The organism is Streptomyces sp. NBRC 110611, assembly GCF_001590865.1.
Lineage (GTDB): Bacteria > Actinomycetota > Actinomycetes > Streptomycetales > Streptomycetaceae > Streptomyces.
The window spans coordinates 441,830-455,881 of the sequence record NZ_BBUY01000004.1 but is presented as its reverse complement, the minus strand read 5'-3'; the positions used below and the strand labels follow the sequence as shown (position 1 = coordinate 455,881).

19 protein-coding genes, 1 tRNA gene and 1 pseudogene are annotated in these 14,052 nt (G+C 64.8%); 9 read left to right on the top strand and 12 right to left on the bottom strand.

The genetic code is table 11. The features are described from left to right. Window positions 1-423: 423 nt before the first annotated feature. The 3 genes from AZE13_RS12875 (at window position 424) to AZE13_RS36320 (ending at window position 2,588) form a co-directional block, all read left to right on the top strand. Window positions 424-675, top strand: coding sequence for a hypothetical protein (locus AZE13_RS12875; protein ID WP_066930525.1), 252 nt, complete (start codon window positions 424-426; stop codon window positions 673-675). Between the two features lie 933 nt (window positions 676-1,608). Continuing rightward, entirely contained in the window at window positions 1,609-1,968 is a 360-nt protein-coding gene (locus AZE13_RS36325) for a hypothetical protein (protein WP_147264654.1), read from the top strand. 23 nt (window positions 1,969-1,991) lie between these two features. Beyond that, window positions 1,992-2,588, top strand: a complete 597-nt coding sequence (locus AZE13_RS36320; RefSeq protein WP_147264653.1) for a hypothetical protein — start codon at window positions 1,992-1,994, stop codon at window positions 2,586-2,588. A 148-nt stretch (window positions 2,589-2,736) separates the two neighbouring features. Here AZE13_RS36320 and AZE13_RS36865 read toward each other — a convergent pair whose 3' ends face one another. The 4 genes from AZE13_RS36865 to tgmA all read right to left on the bottom strand — a co-directional run bounded on the left by AZE13_RS36865 (window position 2,737) and on the right by tgmA (window position 5,468). Further along, window positions 2,737-2,910: a hypothetical protein gene (locus tag AZE13_RS36865; RefSeq protein ID WP_181690335.1), complete on the bottom strand. Its 174-nt coding sequence runs from the start codon at window positions 2,908-2,910 to the stop codon at window positions 2,737-2,739. A 100-nt stretch (window positions 2,911-3,010) separates the two neighbouring features. Then, on the bottom strand, window positions 3,011-4,249 hold the full coding sequence (gene tgmC, locus AZE13_RS12870) for an ATP-grasp peptide maturase system methyltransferase (RefSeq protein ID WP_066930524.1): 1,239 nt from the start codon (window positions 4,247-4,249) through the stop codon (window positions 3,011-3,013). After that, window positions 4,246-5,208 carry an ATP-grasp ribosomal peptide maturase gene (tgmB, locus tag AZE13_RS12865; RefSeq protein WP_066930523.1) on the bottom strand — a complete coding sequence of 321 codons (963 nt, stop codon included), beginning with the start codon at window positions 5,206-5,208 and terminating at the stop codon, window positions 4,246-4,248. The genes tgmC and tgmB overlap by 4 nt, the downstream gene beginning before the upstream one ends. Further along, the gene (gene tgmA / locus AZE13_RS12860; protein ID WP_066930522.1) at window positions 5,208-5,468 is read right to left on the bottom strand and encodes a putative ATP-grasp-modified RiPP; all 261 of its coding nucleotides are present in this window, start codon (window positions 5,466-5,468) and stop codon (window positions 5,208-5,210) included. The genes tgmB and tgmA overlap by 1 nt, the downstream gene beginning before the upstream one ends. 1,199 nt (window positions 5,469-6,667) lie before the next feature. On the opposite strand from tgmA, the gene AZE13_RS12855 reads away from it, so the two are divergent. Both AZE13_RS12855 and AZE13_RS12850 read left to right on the top strand, forming a co-directional pair. Further along, the gene (locus tag AZE13_RS12855; RefSeq protein WP_066930521.1) at window positions 6,668-7,516 is read left to right on the top strand and encodes a DUF5753 domain-containing protein; all 849 of its coding nucleotides are present in this window, start codon (window positions 6,668-6,670) and stop codon (window positions 7,514-7,516) included. Then, entirely contained in the window at window positions 7,513-7,704 is a 192-nt protein-coding gene (locus tag AZE13_RS12850; protein WP_066930520.1) for a DUF397 domain-containing protein, read from the top strand. Before AZE13_RS12855 ends, AZE13_RS12850 begins: the two co-directional genes overlap by 4 nt. Before the next feature lie 108 nt (window positions 7,705-7,812). Here AZE13_RS12850 and AZE13_RS12845 read toward each other — a convergent pair whose 3' ends face one another. The 4 genes from AZE13_RS12845 to AZE13_RS12840 form a co-directional block, all read right to left on the bottom strand. Further along, on the bottom strand, window positions 7,813-8,283 hold the full coding sequence (locus AZE13_RS12845) for a hypothetical protein (protein WP_066930519.1): 471 nt from the start codon (window positions 8,281-8,283) through the stop codon (window positions 7,813-7,815). 56 nt (window positions 8,284-8,339) lie between these two features. Beyond that, window positions 8,340-8,468: a hypothetical protein gene (locus AZE13_RS38015; RefSeq protein WP_258527766.1), complete on the bottom strand. Its 129-nt coding sequence runs from the start codon at window positions 8,466-8,468 to the stop codon at window positions 8,340-8,342. After that, a complete protein-coding gene (locus tag AZE13_RS39250) occupies window positions 8,456-8,665 on the bottom strand; it encodes an HNH endonuclease (protein WP_398780144.1) in 210 nt (69 codons plus the stop codon). The genes AZE13_RS38015 and AZE13_RS39250 overlap by 13 nt, the downstream gene beginning before the upstream one ends. A gap of 74 nt (window positions 8,666-8,739) precedes the next feature. Beyond that, a complete protein-coding gene (locus tag AZE13_RS12840) occupies window positions 8,740-9,177 on the bottom strand; it encodes a hypothetical protein (protein ID WP_066930518.1) in 438 nt (145 codons plus the stop codon). A gap of 38 nt (window positions 9,178-9,215) precedes the next feature. Here AZE13_RS12840 and AZE13_RS38010 point away from each other — a divergent pair, with 38 nt between their 5' ends. Further along, window positions 9,216-9,356, top strand: coding sequence for a hypothetical protein (locus tag AZE13_RS38010; protein WP_258527765.1), 141 nt, complete (start codon window positions 9,216-9,218; stop codon window positions 9,354-9,356). 14 nt (window positions 9,357-9,370) lie between these two features. Here AZE13_RS38010 and AZE13_RS39245 read toward each other — a convergent pair. Next, a pseudogene (locus AZE13_RS39245) lies at window positions 9,371-9,466 on the bottom strand (hypothetical protein); the annotation flags it as partial. Between the two features lie 224 nt (window positions 9,467-9,690). Here AZE13_RS39245 and AZE13_RS36860 point away from each other — a divergent pair. Continuing rightward, window positions 9,691-9,864: a hypothetical protein gene (locus AZE13_RS36860; RefSeq protein WP_181690333.1), complete on the top strand. Its 174-nt coding sequence runs from the start codon at window positions 9,691-9,693 to the stop codon at window positions 9,862-9,864. A gap of 100 nt (window positions 9,865-9,964) precedes the next feature. On the opposite strand, the gene AZE13_RS12835 is transcribed toward AZE13_RS36860, so the two are convergent. Beyond that, window positions 9,965-10,396: a hypothetical protein gene (locus tag AZE13_RS12835; protein WP_066930517.1), complete on the bottom strand. Its 432-nt coding sequence runs from the start codon at window positions 10,394-10,396 to the stop codon at window positions 9,965-9,967. Between the two features lie 763 nt (window positions 10,397-11,159). Between AZE13_RS12835 and AZE13_RS36315 the strand changes: the two genes are divergently transcribed. Next, the gene (locus tag AZE13_RS36315) at window positions 11,160-11,360 is read left to right on the top strand and encodes a hypothetical protein (protein WP_147264651.1); all 201 of its coding nucleotides are present in this window, start codon (window positions 11,160-11,162) and stop codon (window positions 11,358-11,360) included. 397 nt (window positions 11,361-11,757) lie between these two features. Beyond that, window positions 11,758-12,033 carry a recombinase family protein gene (locus AZE13_RS12825; RefSeq protein WP_066930515.1) on the top strand — a complete coding sequence of 92 codons (276 nt, stop codon included), beginning with the start codon at window positions 11,758-11,760 and terminating at the stop codon, window positions 12,031-12,033. Window position 12,034: 1 nt separating this feature from the next. On the opposite strand, the gene AZE13_RS12820 is transcribed toward AZE13_RS12825, so the two are convergent. Further along, a tRNA-OTHER gene (locus AZE13_RS12820) sits at window positions 12,035-12,106 on the bottom strand. A gap of 386 nt (window positions 12,107-12,492) precedes the next feature. Next, on the bottom strand, window positions 12,493-14,049 hold the full coding sequence (locus AZE13_RS35580; protein ID WP_107288324.1) for a recombinase family protein: 1,557 nt from the start codon (window positions 14,047-14,049) through the stop codon (window positions 12,493-12,495). Window positions 14,050-14,052 lie beyond the last annotated feature (3 nt).

Here is a 14,052-nt window from a genome sequence, read left to right as displayed (position 1 = left end):
TCCACCGCCGGACAAGGCGTCAGTACAGGCCGTTCACAGGGCGCCCGCAGGGCCCTTCATTCGGCGCCAGCGAACATCAGCAGACCAGCCCCCACGGCTAGACCCATCACGACGAGCACGCTGAGGACAACAGCCGTAACAACGCCAGCAACGCTACATCCGAGGCGCATAAGCAAATTCCTCCCTAAGGGTGAGCCAAAGATTCGCCATCCTTACCCAAGGTGGACATTCTGCGCAAAACGATCTACAGAGGTTCGCTCAGCTGCGGCCCTGTTTCCTTGCCCCGGACACCCGCTGTTAGGCCTGGCAGCCAATCCCCTTTCGCCTCCTGCGTCGGGCCGGCGGCCGTCTCGGATGAGTAGGAGGAGAGGGCGCCCAGGGTTTGAGGGCGCCGCAGACCAGGGGCGCGCATACCTTCGCACCATGAACTTCAACATCACCACTGAGGAGGAAGCGGTCGTATTCCACGTGGCCGCCGCCCTCCGGGCCGGCCGTTCCCCCACGGATGATGACCTGGCGGAGGAGCTGGGCGAAGAGGTGCGTCCAGTTCTCCAGTCTCTTCTTGATAAGGGCTGGCTGGTGGTGAACGAGGAGCGGGAGCTGTCCTTGTCGGTGATCGCGCGGGCTGCAGTGTCCAGCCGGAGGGATGTCGAGGGGCCGAGATCTAACCCATGAGCTTCCGCAGATTGTTGGGGTGCATCGTCTAGCACTGAACAAACACCTTGCCCACCAGGTGATCGGCGCGGGCCTTAATCCAAGGATCACCGGCGCGTTCTAGGTGGGCGCGGATGAGTTGCGGAAGAAGCTCGATCATTCGCATGTCCGGGACGGGCGAGACTCCGCCGCCAGTTCCTAACGCCGTGATGTCGCCCCCCTCCGGCCGGGCTGATGTCGTGGGCGTCTGGACAGCCAGTGTCCGCTGCGCGTATCAGCGGCCGCCCTAGAAGGTCAAGGACGGACACACCACATGGACAGCTCAGAGCATTCCGACGCAATTTCAAGCCACTCCGGCGTGCTGGCCCGCTCGGCGTGTCCAGTGAGCCCTCATCCCTACCCGTGGTAGCCGTTTCAATACGCAGGAGGAACGGCAGCACCTCAATTTGCCCCACTTTATGTGACTTTGAGGGCCCCGCTGGCATTGATTCGGTTGTGGAACCAAGTCGAGGCGATGAAGCAGTTCGCCACACCACTGACGTTTTGCGCCGAAACGTCGGAGCGACCATCCGTCACGCCAGATCTGACCCGAATCGAACATATCCAGTGGCAGCGAACGTAGAAGCTAATTAAGTTCATGGCTATGCGCACTCAAGACCGGAGTGCTAAAAGCGAACCCTTGGGGGGAATGCATGAACCGCACAGCGAAGCTTGGCGCGCTCGTTGGCGCGCTCGCTATCAGTGCGCTGGGAGCTGGAATTACTTCAACTACCCCAGCAGCAGCACAAGGCAAGGACGGGAATCCTGGGGTCGAGGCCTCAGGTAAATTTTTTTAATCCTGGCCCTCACACCATAGTAAAGCGCAACGCTGATTACGCTGACCCCTCGGCGAGCACCTCCCCGAGCGACAATGGCATTCAGCTCTACGGCGGACCCAACCCTCCCCCCTACCACGTGACGAACCGCCTGTACTTGGGCGAGGTTTGCGGCACCACGGTACTGTCGAAGACGAGCGGCCAGGGCAAGACCACGCTAGTGCTGACGGTTGAGAAGGGCGTATCGGCATCGTGGGACAAAAGCCTCAGTATCGACGCAAAGTACGTCAACGCGGGTATGGGCTTTAACGTAACGAAGTCCTACACTGTGAAGAACGAAACGCGTTTCGAGGTTCCCGCAGGGAAGAGGGGGTATGTTGAGGCATACCCCCTCTACAACAGGTACAGTGCTCGTGTGTCGGACGCTCTCGGCATTTTCATGGGAAATATTACGGCACTGAAGCCGGTTGGCGTATGTTTCAACCAGTGGGCGAAGTAGCCTAAATTCAAAGGAGTGGCCCCATGGCGCAAGTAATCCGGAAGCTAGCCATTGGGGCCGCTCTCTCTATTGCCTGCGTCTCCTGTACTGCAAACGGCGAGGGCGATGCTCCTGTCACCCCTTCTCCGGTGGACCAGTTCACACCGCTCGATCAACTCAAGCCGATCAATCTTGACGGTGACCCGCTCTCTGGAGCTGAAACGTTTGATACGCGTCCAACGCCCCGAGCGCTAGGGGAAGTTAGCACGGAACGCTATCGCATGATTGTGTATACCCAAGGAAGTTCCTGCGGACTCCTGGTGGTCGACGCGAAGACCTCACAGCGGCCATTGATCAACCTTGTTTCGGCATGGCCGAAGAATGTCTCAGAGGGCAGTCAGCGCTACGCTGCCGGGCCGTACAACTTTGCTTCGGGCGCGGGTTCAGAAAGTTCTCGCTCACGTGCCTCGCTGTACTGTAGCGAGAAGGCGATGGTCGTAGAATTTACGCCCGGAGAAGAGGCCTCAACGTCTGGACAGCAAGGCCATGTTTCGACCAAGAAGCGCCATTCTGACCCTGAGTCATTGGTCGTGGTGACCGGTTCGGATGCTGCCCGCAAGAGGATCATGAAGCAGCTCTGAGCTTGGACACCCAAGGCTTAGAGCTGCTCTAAATGGTGACTGGCCCCCGCCGCTAGCGAGGGCCAGTCATCGTTGAAGTCTCACCTCGATGAGTGGAAAGCCCCGCCCACACGCCACGGGGAGGTGCACGGTCGGGGCCATGGTGAGGTTATGAGGCTGGCCGGTCGCCGGCCGGGTGTTCTCGGGGGTCCTTCGGCAGCGTGTTGCCCGGTACGCGGTAGCCCTCGGCTTCCAGGCGGGCGGTGATCTCGGGCACGGTGAGCCCTTCGGCGCGTAGTTCGTACATGCGTTGGTTGATCTTGGCGCCGGGTGCGTCGTTCATGCTGCGGAGGATAGGTGGGGGGTCTGACAACGGGTGCAGAGTGCCCCGCCCGCCTGCCACGGGGGAACGGCAGACGGACGCGGCAGTCTGGACCGATGGTTTAGGCGGTTAGCGGGGGGTGGCGGTGCTTCCAGCGAAGGGCTGGTTCTTTCGCTCCGAGCCAGTACGACCGTTGGTCGTTGGTGATCTGTTGGCCGCCGATCCAGTAGGCGTGTGCCTCCGGCGTGATCGCCATGCGGACAGAGGTGATGTCGGGCTCCCCTGCCTTTCGCCAGGCGGTTACCGCATCTTCGATGGCGTCCCAGATGGCGACCGGGCCGCCCTGGCGCACGTTCCACTGGTCCCCGTCGGCGGTGAGGGCCGCGAACGCCTCCCGTCCGGTGTCGAACAGGTAGACCGTCTCTCGGCTGTCGCTGACGGCGCGGAGTAGTTGGGCGCCAGGGGCGGCGAGCTGGGCCAGGAAGGCCGGCATCCAGTCGTTCAGCGTGTCAGGGGACAGGCTGGTCTTCCGCTCGGTGTCGGCGTAGGCGGCGCGGGCGGCCAGGTCGCCGGACAGGGGGACGACGGCCTCGGCGCGGGCCGGCATGAAGGAGGTACGGCCGATGATGCGGCCCTCCGCCGTGCCATCGTCTTTCACGGTGAGTTTGGCCAGACCGGTGCCGTAGGACCAGGCGCTGGGGCCGATGGTGGCCAGGATGATGCCGCCGGGTTTGGTCTGCCTGACCCAGGCATAGGGGATGCGGCGGAGTGCGCAGGTGGCAATGGTGCGGTCGTACGGGGCCCGTCGGGGGTGGCCCAGGAGGCCGTCCCCGGTGACGGTCCAGGTGGAGTATCCGGTGGCCTCCAGGGCATCGTCCGCCCGCCGGGCCACCTCGGGGTCCACTTCCACGCTGGTGACGTTGTCCTCCCCCAGACGGTGGCACAGTAGGGCCGTGGAGTAGCCGGTCCCGGTGCCGATTTCCAAGACGGTCATGTCGTCTTCTACGTCCAGGGCTTCACTCATCCCCACCACAGTTGCGGGCATTGTGGAGGAGGAGGTGGGGAAGCCGGTCAGCGGGCCGTCTGCCGTGTCGGCGGTCACGTGGCCGTCCAGCTGGGTCACCCACGTTTCGTTCTGGTAGACGAGGGTCAGCCACTCGTCCTCGTCGGTGTCCTGGCTGATGGGTGTGTAGAGGAGGTGGCCGTCAGGACCGGGGGCGGCCTTGAAGAAGGAGCGGAGGAAATGTTCCCGGGGTACTTGTTCGACCGCCTTGCGCCACGCGGCGGTCTTGAGGTTGCCCCCTTGTTCCAGGTGGTCCGCCAGTCCGTGGCGGAGGGCGGTGGGATCGGGACGGGTCACGGTGTGGCTCCTTGCTCCAGGAGGTCAGCGAAAGCGGCAGCGATAGGTAGCCCGGTCTCGTCTTCGAGCCAACCCCATTGGCCGTTCGGGTTCAGCTCCAGCCAGTGGAGGTCACCGTCACGGGTGAGGCACAGGTCGTAGCTGCCGGAGGCTAAGCCGAAGTGGTCCAGGTGTGTGGTCAGGGCCTTTTCCACGTCGGAGGGGAGCGTCATGGGGGTGTAGGTCAAGGCGCTGTAGTCCGCGCGCCAGTCCAACAGGTCGGAGTCGATGCGGACGGCGAACACCCGCTGTCCGACCACGACCACCCGCACGTCCGCCACTTTGGGGACCTGTGCCTGGAAGAGGTGCGGGACCACGGTCACGCTGTCGTCCACGTCGGCGGCGGAGACGGGTTCGGTCCAGGTGGTCAGGCCCACGCCGTCGCTCCGGCGGTAGGGGGTCCAGCGAAGCGTTTTGAAGATCACTGGGGCGTGTTCGGTGATGAAGGCCCGGATGGTGGCCAGGTCGTTGGAGATCAGGGTGGGCGGAACCGTAAGGCCGAGGCGTTGAGCCACGGCCAGTTGGAGGGGTTTGTGTTCGGCGGCGCGGTTGCTCAGGGGGTGGTTTACGTAGCGGCAGTTCGGCAGGGCGTACAGCGTCCCGCCGAGACCGTGACGGACGTGGGCCTCCGCGTACCGGGCGTCCTGGGCGTCTAGGTGATCGAAGTGGGGCCAGGTGGGGCGGCGCCAGTACATGGCCCGTACCCCCTCCAGGTTGGCGATTCTGGAGGGGGTACGAAGCATGCCGGCCGGGGTGGCCGGACCGGCGCCGAACCGGGCCGAGAGCGTTAGACGGTCGCCCATGTCGGAGGGGTCGAATCGCACGACGGGGACACCGCGCTTGTTCAGTTCGGTGATCACCATGTCGGCGGTTACGTCGTCCACTTCGGTAACGACCGCGACCGGTTCAGCGTCGCTCATCAGTCCTGCTCGTCGTCCTGGTCGTGGTCGGTGTCGTTGCGGCTGTCCTGGTTGGTGGACTGCGGGCTGGTCTCGGTTCCCTTGGAGGTGCCGTGCTTGCCCATCTCCACGACGCCGCCGCGCTCGTCACGGAACACGGTGACCTGAGTAGCGGGGTCCAGTTCGGCAGTGGTGTATCCGGGTCGGTGAACGCTGGGGTAGGGGCGCATCCGACCGATTCCCCAGGGGATGCGCGGGGTTTCCGTTGCAGTGGTCTGCATAGTCTTCCCTTCCGGTTGTGAGGCGCTGTGAGCGCTTCAGCGTTCTTTCCTACTGGGATTGCTGGCCCGCTCCAGAGCCAAGATCCGGCCACTGGCGCGGGAGTTTGTGGCGGTCGCCCGGCCCCGCCCAAGAACCGGACGACCGCCCAGCGCTCTAGAGCCAGCGCGGGGGACTTCGGCCCAAGGGCGCACCCGACCGTGATCCAGTCGGGGGCTAAGGGGGTGCCTGAAGCACCGCAAGCAGGGCTTTTTGTTGACCTTCTGCGCCTTGGTCTGCGTAACGACGACCACGGGTGCTTTGGTGATCTCCTCGCACTTCGGCGTCTTGTGGTAGCGGCCCTCCCCCACGGCGACGTACACCGTCGTACTCACTGCCGGCCCCTTTCCACGCACACCCAGCAGGGGACCGAGCATGGCGGTACAGCCTCGGAGGCGGGGACGTAACGCACAGCGGGTACTGCGTGCGGGATCACCGGCGGATCGCTGGCCCGCTCTTCCTCCACGTTGACCACCTGCCGCTCAGACACGGTGTCCCCGTTCGTGGTTGCGGATCATCGCGCTGGAGACGGCAGCAACGGCGGACTCTTTGCGCTTTCGCGCCTCGTACCGCATCTGGCCAAGTTCGGCGCACCGAGGGCAGCCGGAGACAGGCTCAGGGGCCAGATCACTGTATGGCCAGGGAAGTTCTACGGGCTTCTCCTGGTAGCCGCTCACGGCTGTGCCCCCTGAACGAGCTTCTTCACCAGATGTTCGGTCTGACCAAATGAGAACCACGGCGGGATGATCCGATTGCCCGACGTTCCTCACACCACACGCGACGGATTCGCGATGATGCCTGCGGCGCGGAGTGCAACGTCCAGTGCCCTCGCCACTTCGTAGGTGTCGGTCCACCACACCCGGCCGCCGAGTACTTCCACCAGCCTGATCGGTTGATAGTGCGGCGGGCCGGATGCGGACGATCTTGAGCCCCTCGATCTCGTCGCGCGCTGCGATGGACGGCTCGGTGGTAAGCCCCGCCAGGTGCAGCGCATCGTCCAGGCGTCGACTGAGGTCTAGTGCGGCCTGGTGCGGCGTTCTGAGCATGGGGGCAGCCATAGGTCCTGCTCTCCTCGTTGGTCTGCTTTGACCCCTCACAGTCCTCCAGTAGCGGTACTGTGACTAGGAGTTGAGTATCCGCATGCGATCGGAGTAAAGGGCATATGCCACGCATCCGGGAAGTGGATCGAACCCAGGGGCTGGAGCAGTACATCGGCGCCATGGTCAGGGACGCCCGCGTAACGAAGGCTCGGGCCGCCCGCGCCGCGAAGGCCGGGACCAAGGGGGAGCACGAAGAGTGGTCCCAGACCTACCTAGCCGGGAGGGTGTTCACCAGTCAGAGGCGGATCTCGGAGGTAGAGACAGGAGAAGTGCCGCCGGAGAGGGACTTGGCGGGCCATCTGGAGACCGTCCTGGATCTACCCCGAGAGTCCCTGACGGCACTGGTGTGCATCCTGGAGCAGGACACCGTTCGCGACTACGCGAAGACCTACCTGGCACGTCAGCAGAAGGCGAAGATGATCCACACGGCCGGGTACATCGTGCCTGGTCTGCTCCAGACTCCGGACTACGCTCGCGCACTGCTGCTGTCAGGGCAGGCGGGAGACCCTACGGATATAGAGCGATACGTAGAACAGCGAATGGAGAGGCAGAAGGTATGGCAGCGCCCGGACCCTCTCTGGCTGTCCGTTGTGCTCGACGAGTCGGCGTTGCTCAAGTGCTCCAAGCAGCAGCTCGAACGCCTGCTCACGGACCAGGAGAAGCCGAACATTAGCCTTCGGGTGCTGCCGTTCGACGCTGCCGGGCATGTGCTCGGAACCATGATCGCAGTCCTGACGATGCCAAACGGTAGCCGGTGCGCCTACTCAGAGGGCTATAGCACGGGTAGCTACACAGAAGACACCGAAAGCGTCCTACGGTGCCAGAGAGTCTATGATCGCCTCGCCGACAGCGCGTTGACGGTTGAGGCGACTACCGACCGACTGAACGAAGCACTGAAGAGGTTCAAATGAGCACTGTTCCCAACTGGCGCAAGTCCTCCTATAGCGGAGGCCAGAACGATGCGTGCATCGAGGTCGCCGACAACCAGCCCAGCGTCCTCGTCCGTGACAGTAAACTGAGCGACGCCAGCCCCGTGATCAGGGTGACGCCGTTCGCCTGGTCCACGTTCATCAAGGGCACGGCCAGCGTTGATGCGTAATCCTCCCTAGGGGCCCCGCCACTCCACACACCTTCGGAGCGGCGGGGCTTTCTGCTCTGCCCCGACAGGACGGCCCCGTTACCGAAGGACGGTAACGGGGCCGTTCTCTCAGGCTGCCAAGTAGGCGGCCACTTTCAGCACGTCGTCCAAGCCGGCCGCCGGACCGGCCAGCCCCCGGGCTGCGAGGAACAGCGCCTCCCTATCCCGCCCGCCGCCCCGGGCAGGCGGTTCGACGGGGCGGAACAGATCCGCCACGGCTGCCCGGTGGCACTCGGACCGCTCGGCGCATTCCGCGGAGCAACCCCCGTTGCCCTCGGGGCACGGCGCGGGGGCCGGCTCGAAGGTGTCGGAGGTGGCAGTGGTCGGCATCTTCGGGGCCTGTTCTCCCTCCGCCGTGATGGACGCCAGGGCGATCGTACGTGCGAACCGGCGGGCGGCCTCCGGGGTCAGGTACAGGTACGCCGGGGGTTCGTGCCCGTCGTCCAGGCGCTGGACCTCCACCTCCACGTAACCGTCCGGGTCCGCCTGCACCGTGGCGCGCGTCCCGCCGTCGTAGTCACACTCGAACTCTTCAGCCATCTGTGGTGCCTCCAGGGATCGTTGCTATCTGGTCCGCCGGCATCTACCGGGCGTGATCATTCGTCGGTGTCGTCGAGGCGCCAGGGGGCCCGGTCGTCCGCGTCGATCTCCAGGTCCAGGTCCTGGCCGAGGTCGGTCATGGATGCCCCGGCCAGCGTGGCGTCCTCCAGGGTCATGAATCGCATACGCACGGGGCGTGTCCTCCGGTTGTGGCCCAGCAGGCCAGGGTGTGGGTGTACTTGCTTGCGTTGCAGTTCCGGCAGGCGGCCACGACGTTGGCCGCCACGTCCCGCCCGCCCCGCGCGAAAGGGAGCACGTGGTCCAGCTCCTCCGCCGGGCCGTCGCAGTAGGCGCACCCGGCCCAGCGGGCCAGGATCTCCACGCGGTCGTACGGCGCGGGGCGGGGTCGCCGGGGGGCCCGGCTGACGGGGAGGGGAAGACGCCTTCGGCGTCGGCTCACGCGGCCAGTTCCATGTCCGGCTCCGCGCCCTCCAGGACCAGTTCCTGGACGGCCACGCGGAGCCGGTCCAGGGCCCTCTTCAGCGTCTGGCGAGAGGTGGCCACGGTGACGCCCAGGGCCTCCGCTATGGCGGAGTGGTCGGGTATCGGGAGGCCGTCGGCGTCGTAGCCGTTGAACAGGTGGGGTTCCGGGTCGAACCCGTAGACCATGCGGACGATGCGCTCCGCGTTGCCGTGCAGCGTCTCTAGAAGGGCGTGCGCCAGGGCGCACTTCCGCTCCAGCTCCTGGCGGGCCATGTCGGAGGGCTCCACCAAGTCGTCCGGGACGCCACAGCTGTTGGGGTCCACCACGGACTCAGCAAGGGAGCCGGACTCGCGCCTGGTGGAGTACGGGGCATCCAGGGACTCCGTGCCCTCCAGGGCCAGACGGACCATGTGTGCGGTGCCGGCGCTCAGGCGGTGATGGCGGGAGGGTGACCAGGTACTCCGCGGCCTCCATGTCACCGCCGACGATGCCGATGCACTTTTTGAAGGTCATCACGGCGTCCGCCGATACGGCCGGGCCGGAGCGGCTGGTGGAGCCGTCCCAAATAGCGCCCTTGATCCGGGTGTAGGCGTAGGTGGAGAACTTCGCTCCGCCGTCAGAGTCGTATCGGTGCAGGGCCTCCAGAGCCGCCACCCGGCCTCTGGGCCGTCTGGCTGCAACAGGTAGCGGGAAGTCCATTCAAGGACTTCCCACCCCAAAGTGCGACTCTCCGGCGGCACTGTGTCCGGCCACGTACGAATTGGCTCCAGCGTGAGGACCATCGGTGCACTCCACCTCCCCCAGGAATCACGTCAGCGAGGTAGGTGCGGTGACCCCTCGGACGGAGTAGGTCGACTTGGCAACTCCCATACTGCTGTGGCGCCCTGGACAAGAGTCCAGCACGTCACGAAATGGAGAGCTCCATGCCACGGAACAGAGAAAACGAGAACAACGACGAGGACAAGACCCGCAGCAGCCGCGAACGGTCATTGGACGACGCCTTCATCGAAGACGGCAAGAACCTCAACGATGCACTCACCGACATCGCTGATCAGGCCTCTGGGAAGAGCAAGCAGAGCGACGAGCAGCAGCAATAGCCCACCTCCCAACCCAGCCAAGCAGTGACAGACACACGCCACCGCCCCGCAAGAGCGACAAGCCACACACGGCACGCCGCTGCTTGGCCTATGTCCAGGCTCAGTCCCGGTTGCCAGCAACCTTGCGGTACGTCTCCATGAGCGTCACCCGGGCCACCTCCGCCGGGTCCTCTCCACCGGCCTCCCGCTCCAGCTCCACACGCGCCCGCCGCCGGGCGCCCTCCGTGGTCAGGAGATCCGTCATCGCGGACATGACCGACTGGAAGAGCTGGGCGGAGAACTTCGACTGGCCCAGATTCCGGCTCATGGCCTCCGCCACGTACACCGCCGTGAGCCAGTCGCTTTGCTCGTAGAACTGGGCCTGGCCCGAGTCCTTCAGCGACTGAAACCACCGCTTCGCAATGGGGTGCCAGTCGCCGGACGCCCGTGGAATCGTCAGAGCCTTGCCGGCCTCCGCCTTCACCAGGGCCGGGCCGTCCGGCTGATTGCGCCTTCGGCGCTGGTCGCTTCGCTTCGGGACAGGGCCCGGCATGGCACCTCCAATGACATTGCGCACGCGGGGTCCGCCCGAGGTCAGCTATGGGCCCCCGAGGGCCCTGCACCAGGGGCAGGGGCTTTCGGACGTCTAATAGGAGCGGGCATACCAAAGCCCCGATCAAATTAACCGGGGCTCGGTAAACAGAGGAATAATCAGAGGCGCCCTCCGAACATTACCTTTAAGACGGCAAGAGCGCGATCTCTCACCCGAGGGTCAGGGTTGGCAATTGCCGTGATGACGACAGCAGTCAGAACAGCAATAAACCCAGACATCGGAAACATCGATGACGTCAGCTCCATGGCGCCGTAACGTAGCACAAAAGAATTCGCACATTATGGTGCGAATTTTGGAGGAAGTTACAACGTAACGCCCTGCTACTTCCGGTCGCGCCTGGTCAGGGCTCCCGCAGGTGGAGCGCGCAGGCCCCTGACGACCTTGGAACCCGTACAGGTTCCGAGCCGCTATCACGCTTCGATGTTCCGGCCCGGCCAGACCGAGGGCCCTCCCCAGGGTAGTCAGCCCCGCACCTTCCCCATGAACTGGGGACCGTGACACATCAGGCCAAGTCACCCGGACGCCGCTCCGCTGGCCTCCGCCTAGACACATGTCTCCGCCGTGTGGCCGCCCCCCAAGGCCACCATCACAGCCATCAGCCGATCGGGCCAACCACGGTGCTAACGGGCATGCCAACCGCCCCACACTGTGCATGCTGAAACCACAGGGCCGCAACGGGCGGCCAGGCAAAAGGAGGCCAATCATGAGCGGAGCCAGACTCACAGAAGAGGACGTTACGAGCCCCCTTACGAGTGCGTTCGCATCACGGATGCGCGCCATTAAGGACACCGAAATTTCCAAGTTGAGCGGGAATTCAGCCGAAGCCTTTTCCGCCGAAATGGCGCCTGAACTAACCCGCGCGCTGAATCAGAAGTTGGACGAGAAAGAACAGCAAGGGCACTGACCAGCCGCCAGGCACAGTTCACACCAGCAGAGCCCATACATCACAACTGTCCAGGGTGCGGCCTCTCCGGCCGCCTACGCGACGGACGCCGCCCCCTGGCCGCCGCACCCTCCGCGCTGGACTTCCGGGCGTGATGCCAACGACACAGCGCCTGAAGGTTCACCGGGTCGTGGTCGTCGCCCGGAAGGATGTGGTCCACGTCCGTGGCCGGCGCCGTGCACCGCGCCCCCGTGTCCCACGGAAAGGCCACGCACTGGAAACCGTCCCGCTTCAACACGGACAGGCGCCTCACGGGCCAGTCATTCGGTAGACGCGAACGCCGGTCACTGCCATGCCAGGCCACACAACCCCCACAGACGGAACATGTTCTGTCAGTGGGTGCCGGTACGTTGGGGGCATGACCGTGTACGGCTACGCGCGCGCCGTGACTCACAAGATCGATGATCAGACGGAGAAGCTCTACGCCTCCGGGTGCTCCACCGTCTTCTCCGACTTCCGGATTTCCACCGACGCCCCGGGGGACGGATGGCGGGAGCTGGTGGAGACGGTCAAGGCCGGGGACGCCGTGCGCGTCCTCTCGTGGCCTTACCTGACCCGAGACGTACGCACCCACGAATTCATCCGCGCATCCCTCGCGGACCTGGGCGTCCAGGTGGAAACCCTGGAGCCGTAAGCGACCCCGGCCGGATTCGAACCGGCGGCCACCCGATCGAAATCGGGCGCTCTGACCACTGAGCTACGGGACCAGGCGCTCAACCCCCGCGCGGCATCCCGGAGGAGAGAGCGGGGCGCGCGGGAGGAGCTGGGCAGGCGCGGCGCTCTCGCCTCCACGTCAGACGCTGGAGTCCGAAGCGCGGGACCTGCCTCTATATGCATTAACTGGGGCCCGTGACAGCCTCGTTCGCCACCGGCTGGGCTCCGCCCTCTGGGGGCACAAAAAGTGTCCTACGTTCCTTCTTTCTCTACATTCCTCACACAGAAAAAGAAGGTTCCCAGGACACTTTTTCTGCCCCCAACCGTCACACTCCGCTAGGCCGGCAGGAACACAACGTGAGGGAGCCACACCCCCGGCGGGCCCGGCGGGACAACGCAAGAGGGCCCACCCCTGGGAGATGGGGCGGGCCCTTGGGCATCATTCGGCGCTACGCAGCTTCGGTGAATTCCTCGACCTTCTGCGCCTTCTCCGTCGTCTATGCGGCCTGCTCGGGCTCTGCCCACTCGATAGAGACTCGCTCCTTGCCCACGAACTTGTGCCCCTGGCCCGAGCCTTGGTGACCGTTACGCGGTCGATGGCAAGGCGCAGTAGGTCACGCTTGGCGGACAGGTCGGACGCCTCCCACCTATCCTGGAACACCATCCAGTCGTCGAACATCGTCAGATCGATCCTCGGCCCGGCAAACTTCGCTTGCCTCTCCTGAGCTGCCGCTAGGTCCGCCTCAGCCTGTTTCAGCAGACGTGGGTAGTGCTTGCCTGCCGCGCCGTCGTACAGGCCCGCTTGCCGGTCCTCGACAAGCCGCTGAATGGCCGCCTCAGCAGCCTTCACAGCCGCCACGGCCTCTCGCGCCTCCTCCGTCTCCTCCGGGGCGTTGAGGGCCTGCCAGCGCTGCGCCACAGCGACCACGAGCGGGTCGCCCATCTCCAACCCGCCAATACGGTCCTGCCACTCCCCCGCCACGTACTGCTCCAGGGTCGTTCGCTTGACGCTCGCCGGGGCCGGGCACACTCCGCCGTGCATGTTCCGGGAGCACGCCATGGACTGCCCCGACGCTGTCATGGCGGAGCCGCAACCAGCGCAGCGCACAAGGTCCGTAAGGAGGTGCAGAGTTCGGCCGGGGCGGAACCCTTCCGGCAACTGGTGACCGTGCAGAACTCTGCGCGCCCGCTCCGCCACGTCAGCGGGGATCATGCGGGCCATATCTTCAGCAACGCTGACCTTCTGGCCCTTTTCATCTCGGTACGCCTGCCGCCGCTTCTGGCTCTTGCCGCCGCTGCCGACTTGCCAACCCTCGTACACGGGGTTGTCCACGATGTCTCGGACCGTGCCAGCGGTGAAGTCCTTTCCTGTGGCCGTGCGCATGCCTGCGCTGTTGTACTCGCGGGCCAGCGCGCGGGCGGCCTTGCCTCCGGCTATCTGATAGAACACGTCTTCGATGACGCCCCAGCGCTCCGCCGGGCGTATCTTCCGATCCTTTGGGTCGTTGATCTCCAAGCCGAAGGGTGCAGCGGACAGCCATCGGCCCTCTCGTCGCTGGCGATCCTTGGTGGTGCGTACGTTGTGGCTAAGACGCTGGCTGTACTCGTACGCGTCTTCCGCCCGCTGAATAATCCAGCGCCGGTCACGCTCGTTCGAGCTGTCCAGACGCTCGTAGTCGAAGATGACACGGGCGGTTCCCAGGATGGGGACAACAGCTTCGGCGCCCTTGCGGCTGAACCGGTCCAGGAAAGCACACCACAACGCATTGGTCTCACCGCCGAGGACGGCAGCCATGGCGGCGTCGTACTGCGGGCGTTCCACGTCAGACCAGGCTGAAAGGTTCTCCTTCCAAACCCTGCGCACCTGATAGCCGTTCTCGTCGGCCCATCGCCGCCCCCTATCCTCTTGTGCACGCAAGCTGAGGGCCTGTTCTCCCTCCCGAACGATCTTGCTTTTCCGAAGGAGGAGGTCCACCAGTGGGCGAGCGTCACTCATCTT

Bases quoted from the DNA above. Each gene is read 5' to 3' on its own strand.
- AZE13_RS12840 (WP_066930518.1), bottom strand. From the start codon at position 9,177: ATGGTCCGTCTGGCCCTGGAGGGCACGGAGTCCCTGGATGCCCCGTAC.
- AZE13_RS36865 (WP_181690335.1), bottom strand. From the start codon at position 2,910: ATGAACGACGCACCCGGCGCCAAGATCAACCAACGCATGTACGAACTA.
- AZE13_RS12835 (WP_066930517.1), bottom strand. From the start codon at position 10,396: ATGCCGGGCCCTGTCCCGAAGCGAAGCGACCAGCGCCGAAGGCGCAAT.
- tgmA (WP_066930522.1), bottom strand. From the start codon at position 5,468: ATGCAGACCACTGCAACGGAAACCCCGCGCATCCCCTGGGGAATCGGT.
- AZE13_RS12825 (WP_066930515.1), top strand. From the start codon at position 11,758: ATGACCGTGTACGGCTACGCGCGCGCCGTGACTCACAAGATCGATGAT.
- AZE13_RS35580 (WP_107288324.1), bottom strand. From the start codon at position 14,049: ATGAGTGACGCTCGCCCACTGGTGGACCTCCTCCTTCGGAAAAGCAAG.
- tgmB (WP_066930523.1), bottom strand. From the start codon at position 5,208: ATGAGCGACGCTGAACCGGTCGCGGTCGTTACCGAAGTGGACGACGTA.
- AZE13_RS12845 (WP_066930519.1), bottom strand. From the start codon at position 8,283: ATGGCTGAAGAGTTCGAGTGTGACTACGACGGCGGGACGCGCGCCACG.
- AZE13_RS36315 (WP_147264651.1), top strand. From the start codon at position 11,160: ATGAGCGGAGCCAGACTCACAGAAGAGGACGTTACGAGCCCCCTTACG.
- AZE13_RS36860 (WP_181690333.1), top strand. From the start codon at position 9,691: ATGCCACGGAACAGAGAAAACGAGAACAACGACGAGGACAAGACCCGC.
- AZE13_RS12855 (WP_066930521.1), top strand. From the start codon at position 6,668: ATGCCACGCATCCGGGAAGTGGATCGAACCCAGGGGCTGGAGCAGTAC.
- AZE13_RS38015 (WP_258527766.1), bottom strand. From the start codon at position 8,468: ATGCGATTCATGACCCTGGAGGACGCCACGCTGGCCGGGGCATCCATG.
- AZE13_RS12850 (WP_066930520.1), top strand. From the start codon at position 7,513: ATGAGCACTGTTCCCAACTGGCGCAAGTCCTCCTATAGCGGAGGCCAG.
- AZE13_RS12875 (WP_066930525.1), top strand. From the start codon at position 424: ATGAACTTCAACATCACCACTGAGGAGGAAGCGGTCGTATTCCACGTG.
- AZE13_RS36320 (WP_147264653.1), top strand. From the start codon at position 1,992: ATGGCGCAAGTAATCCGGAAGCTAGCCATTGGGGCCGCTCTCTCTATT.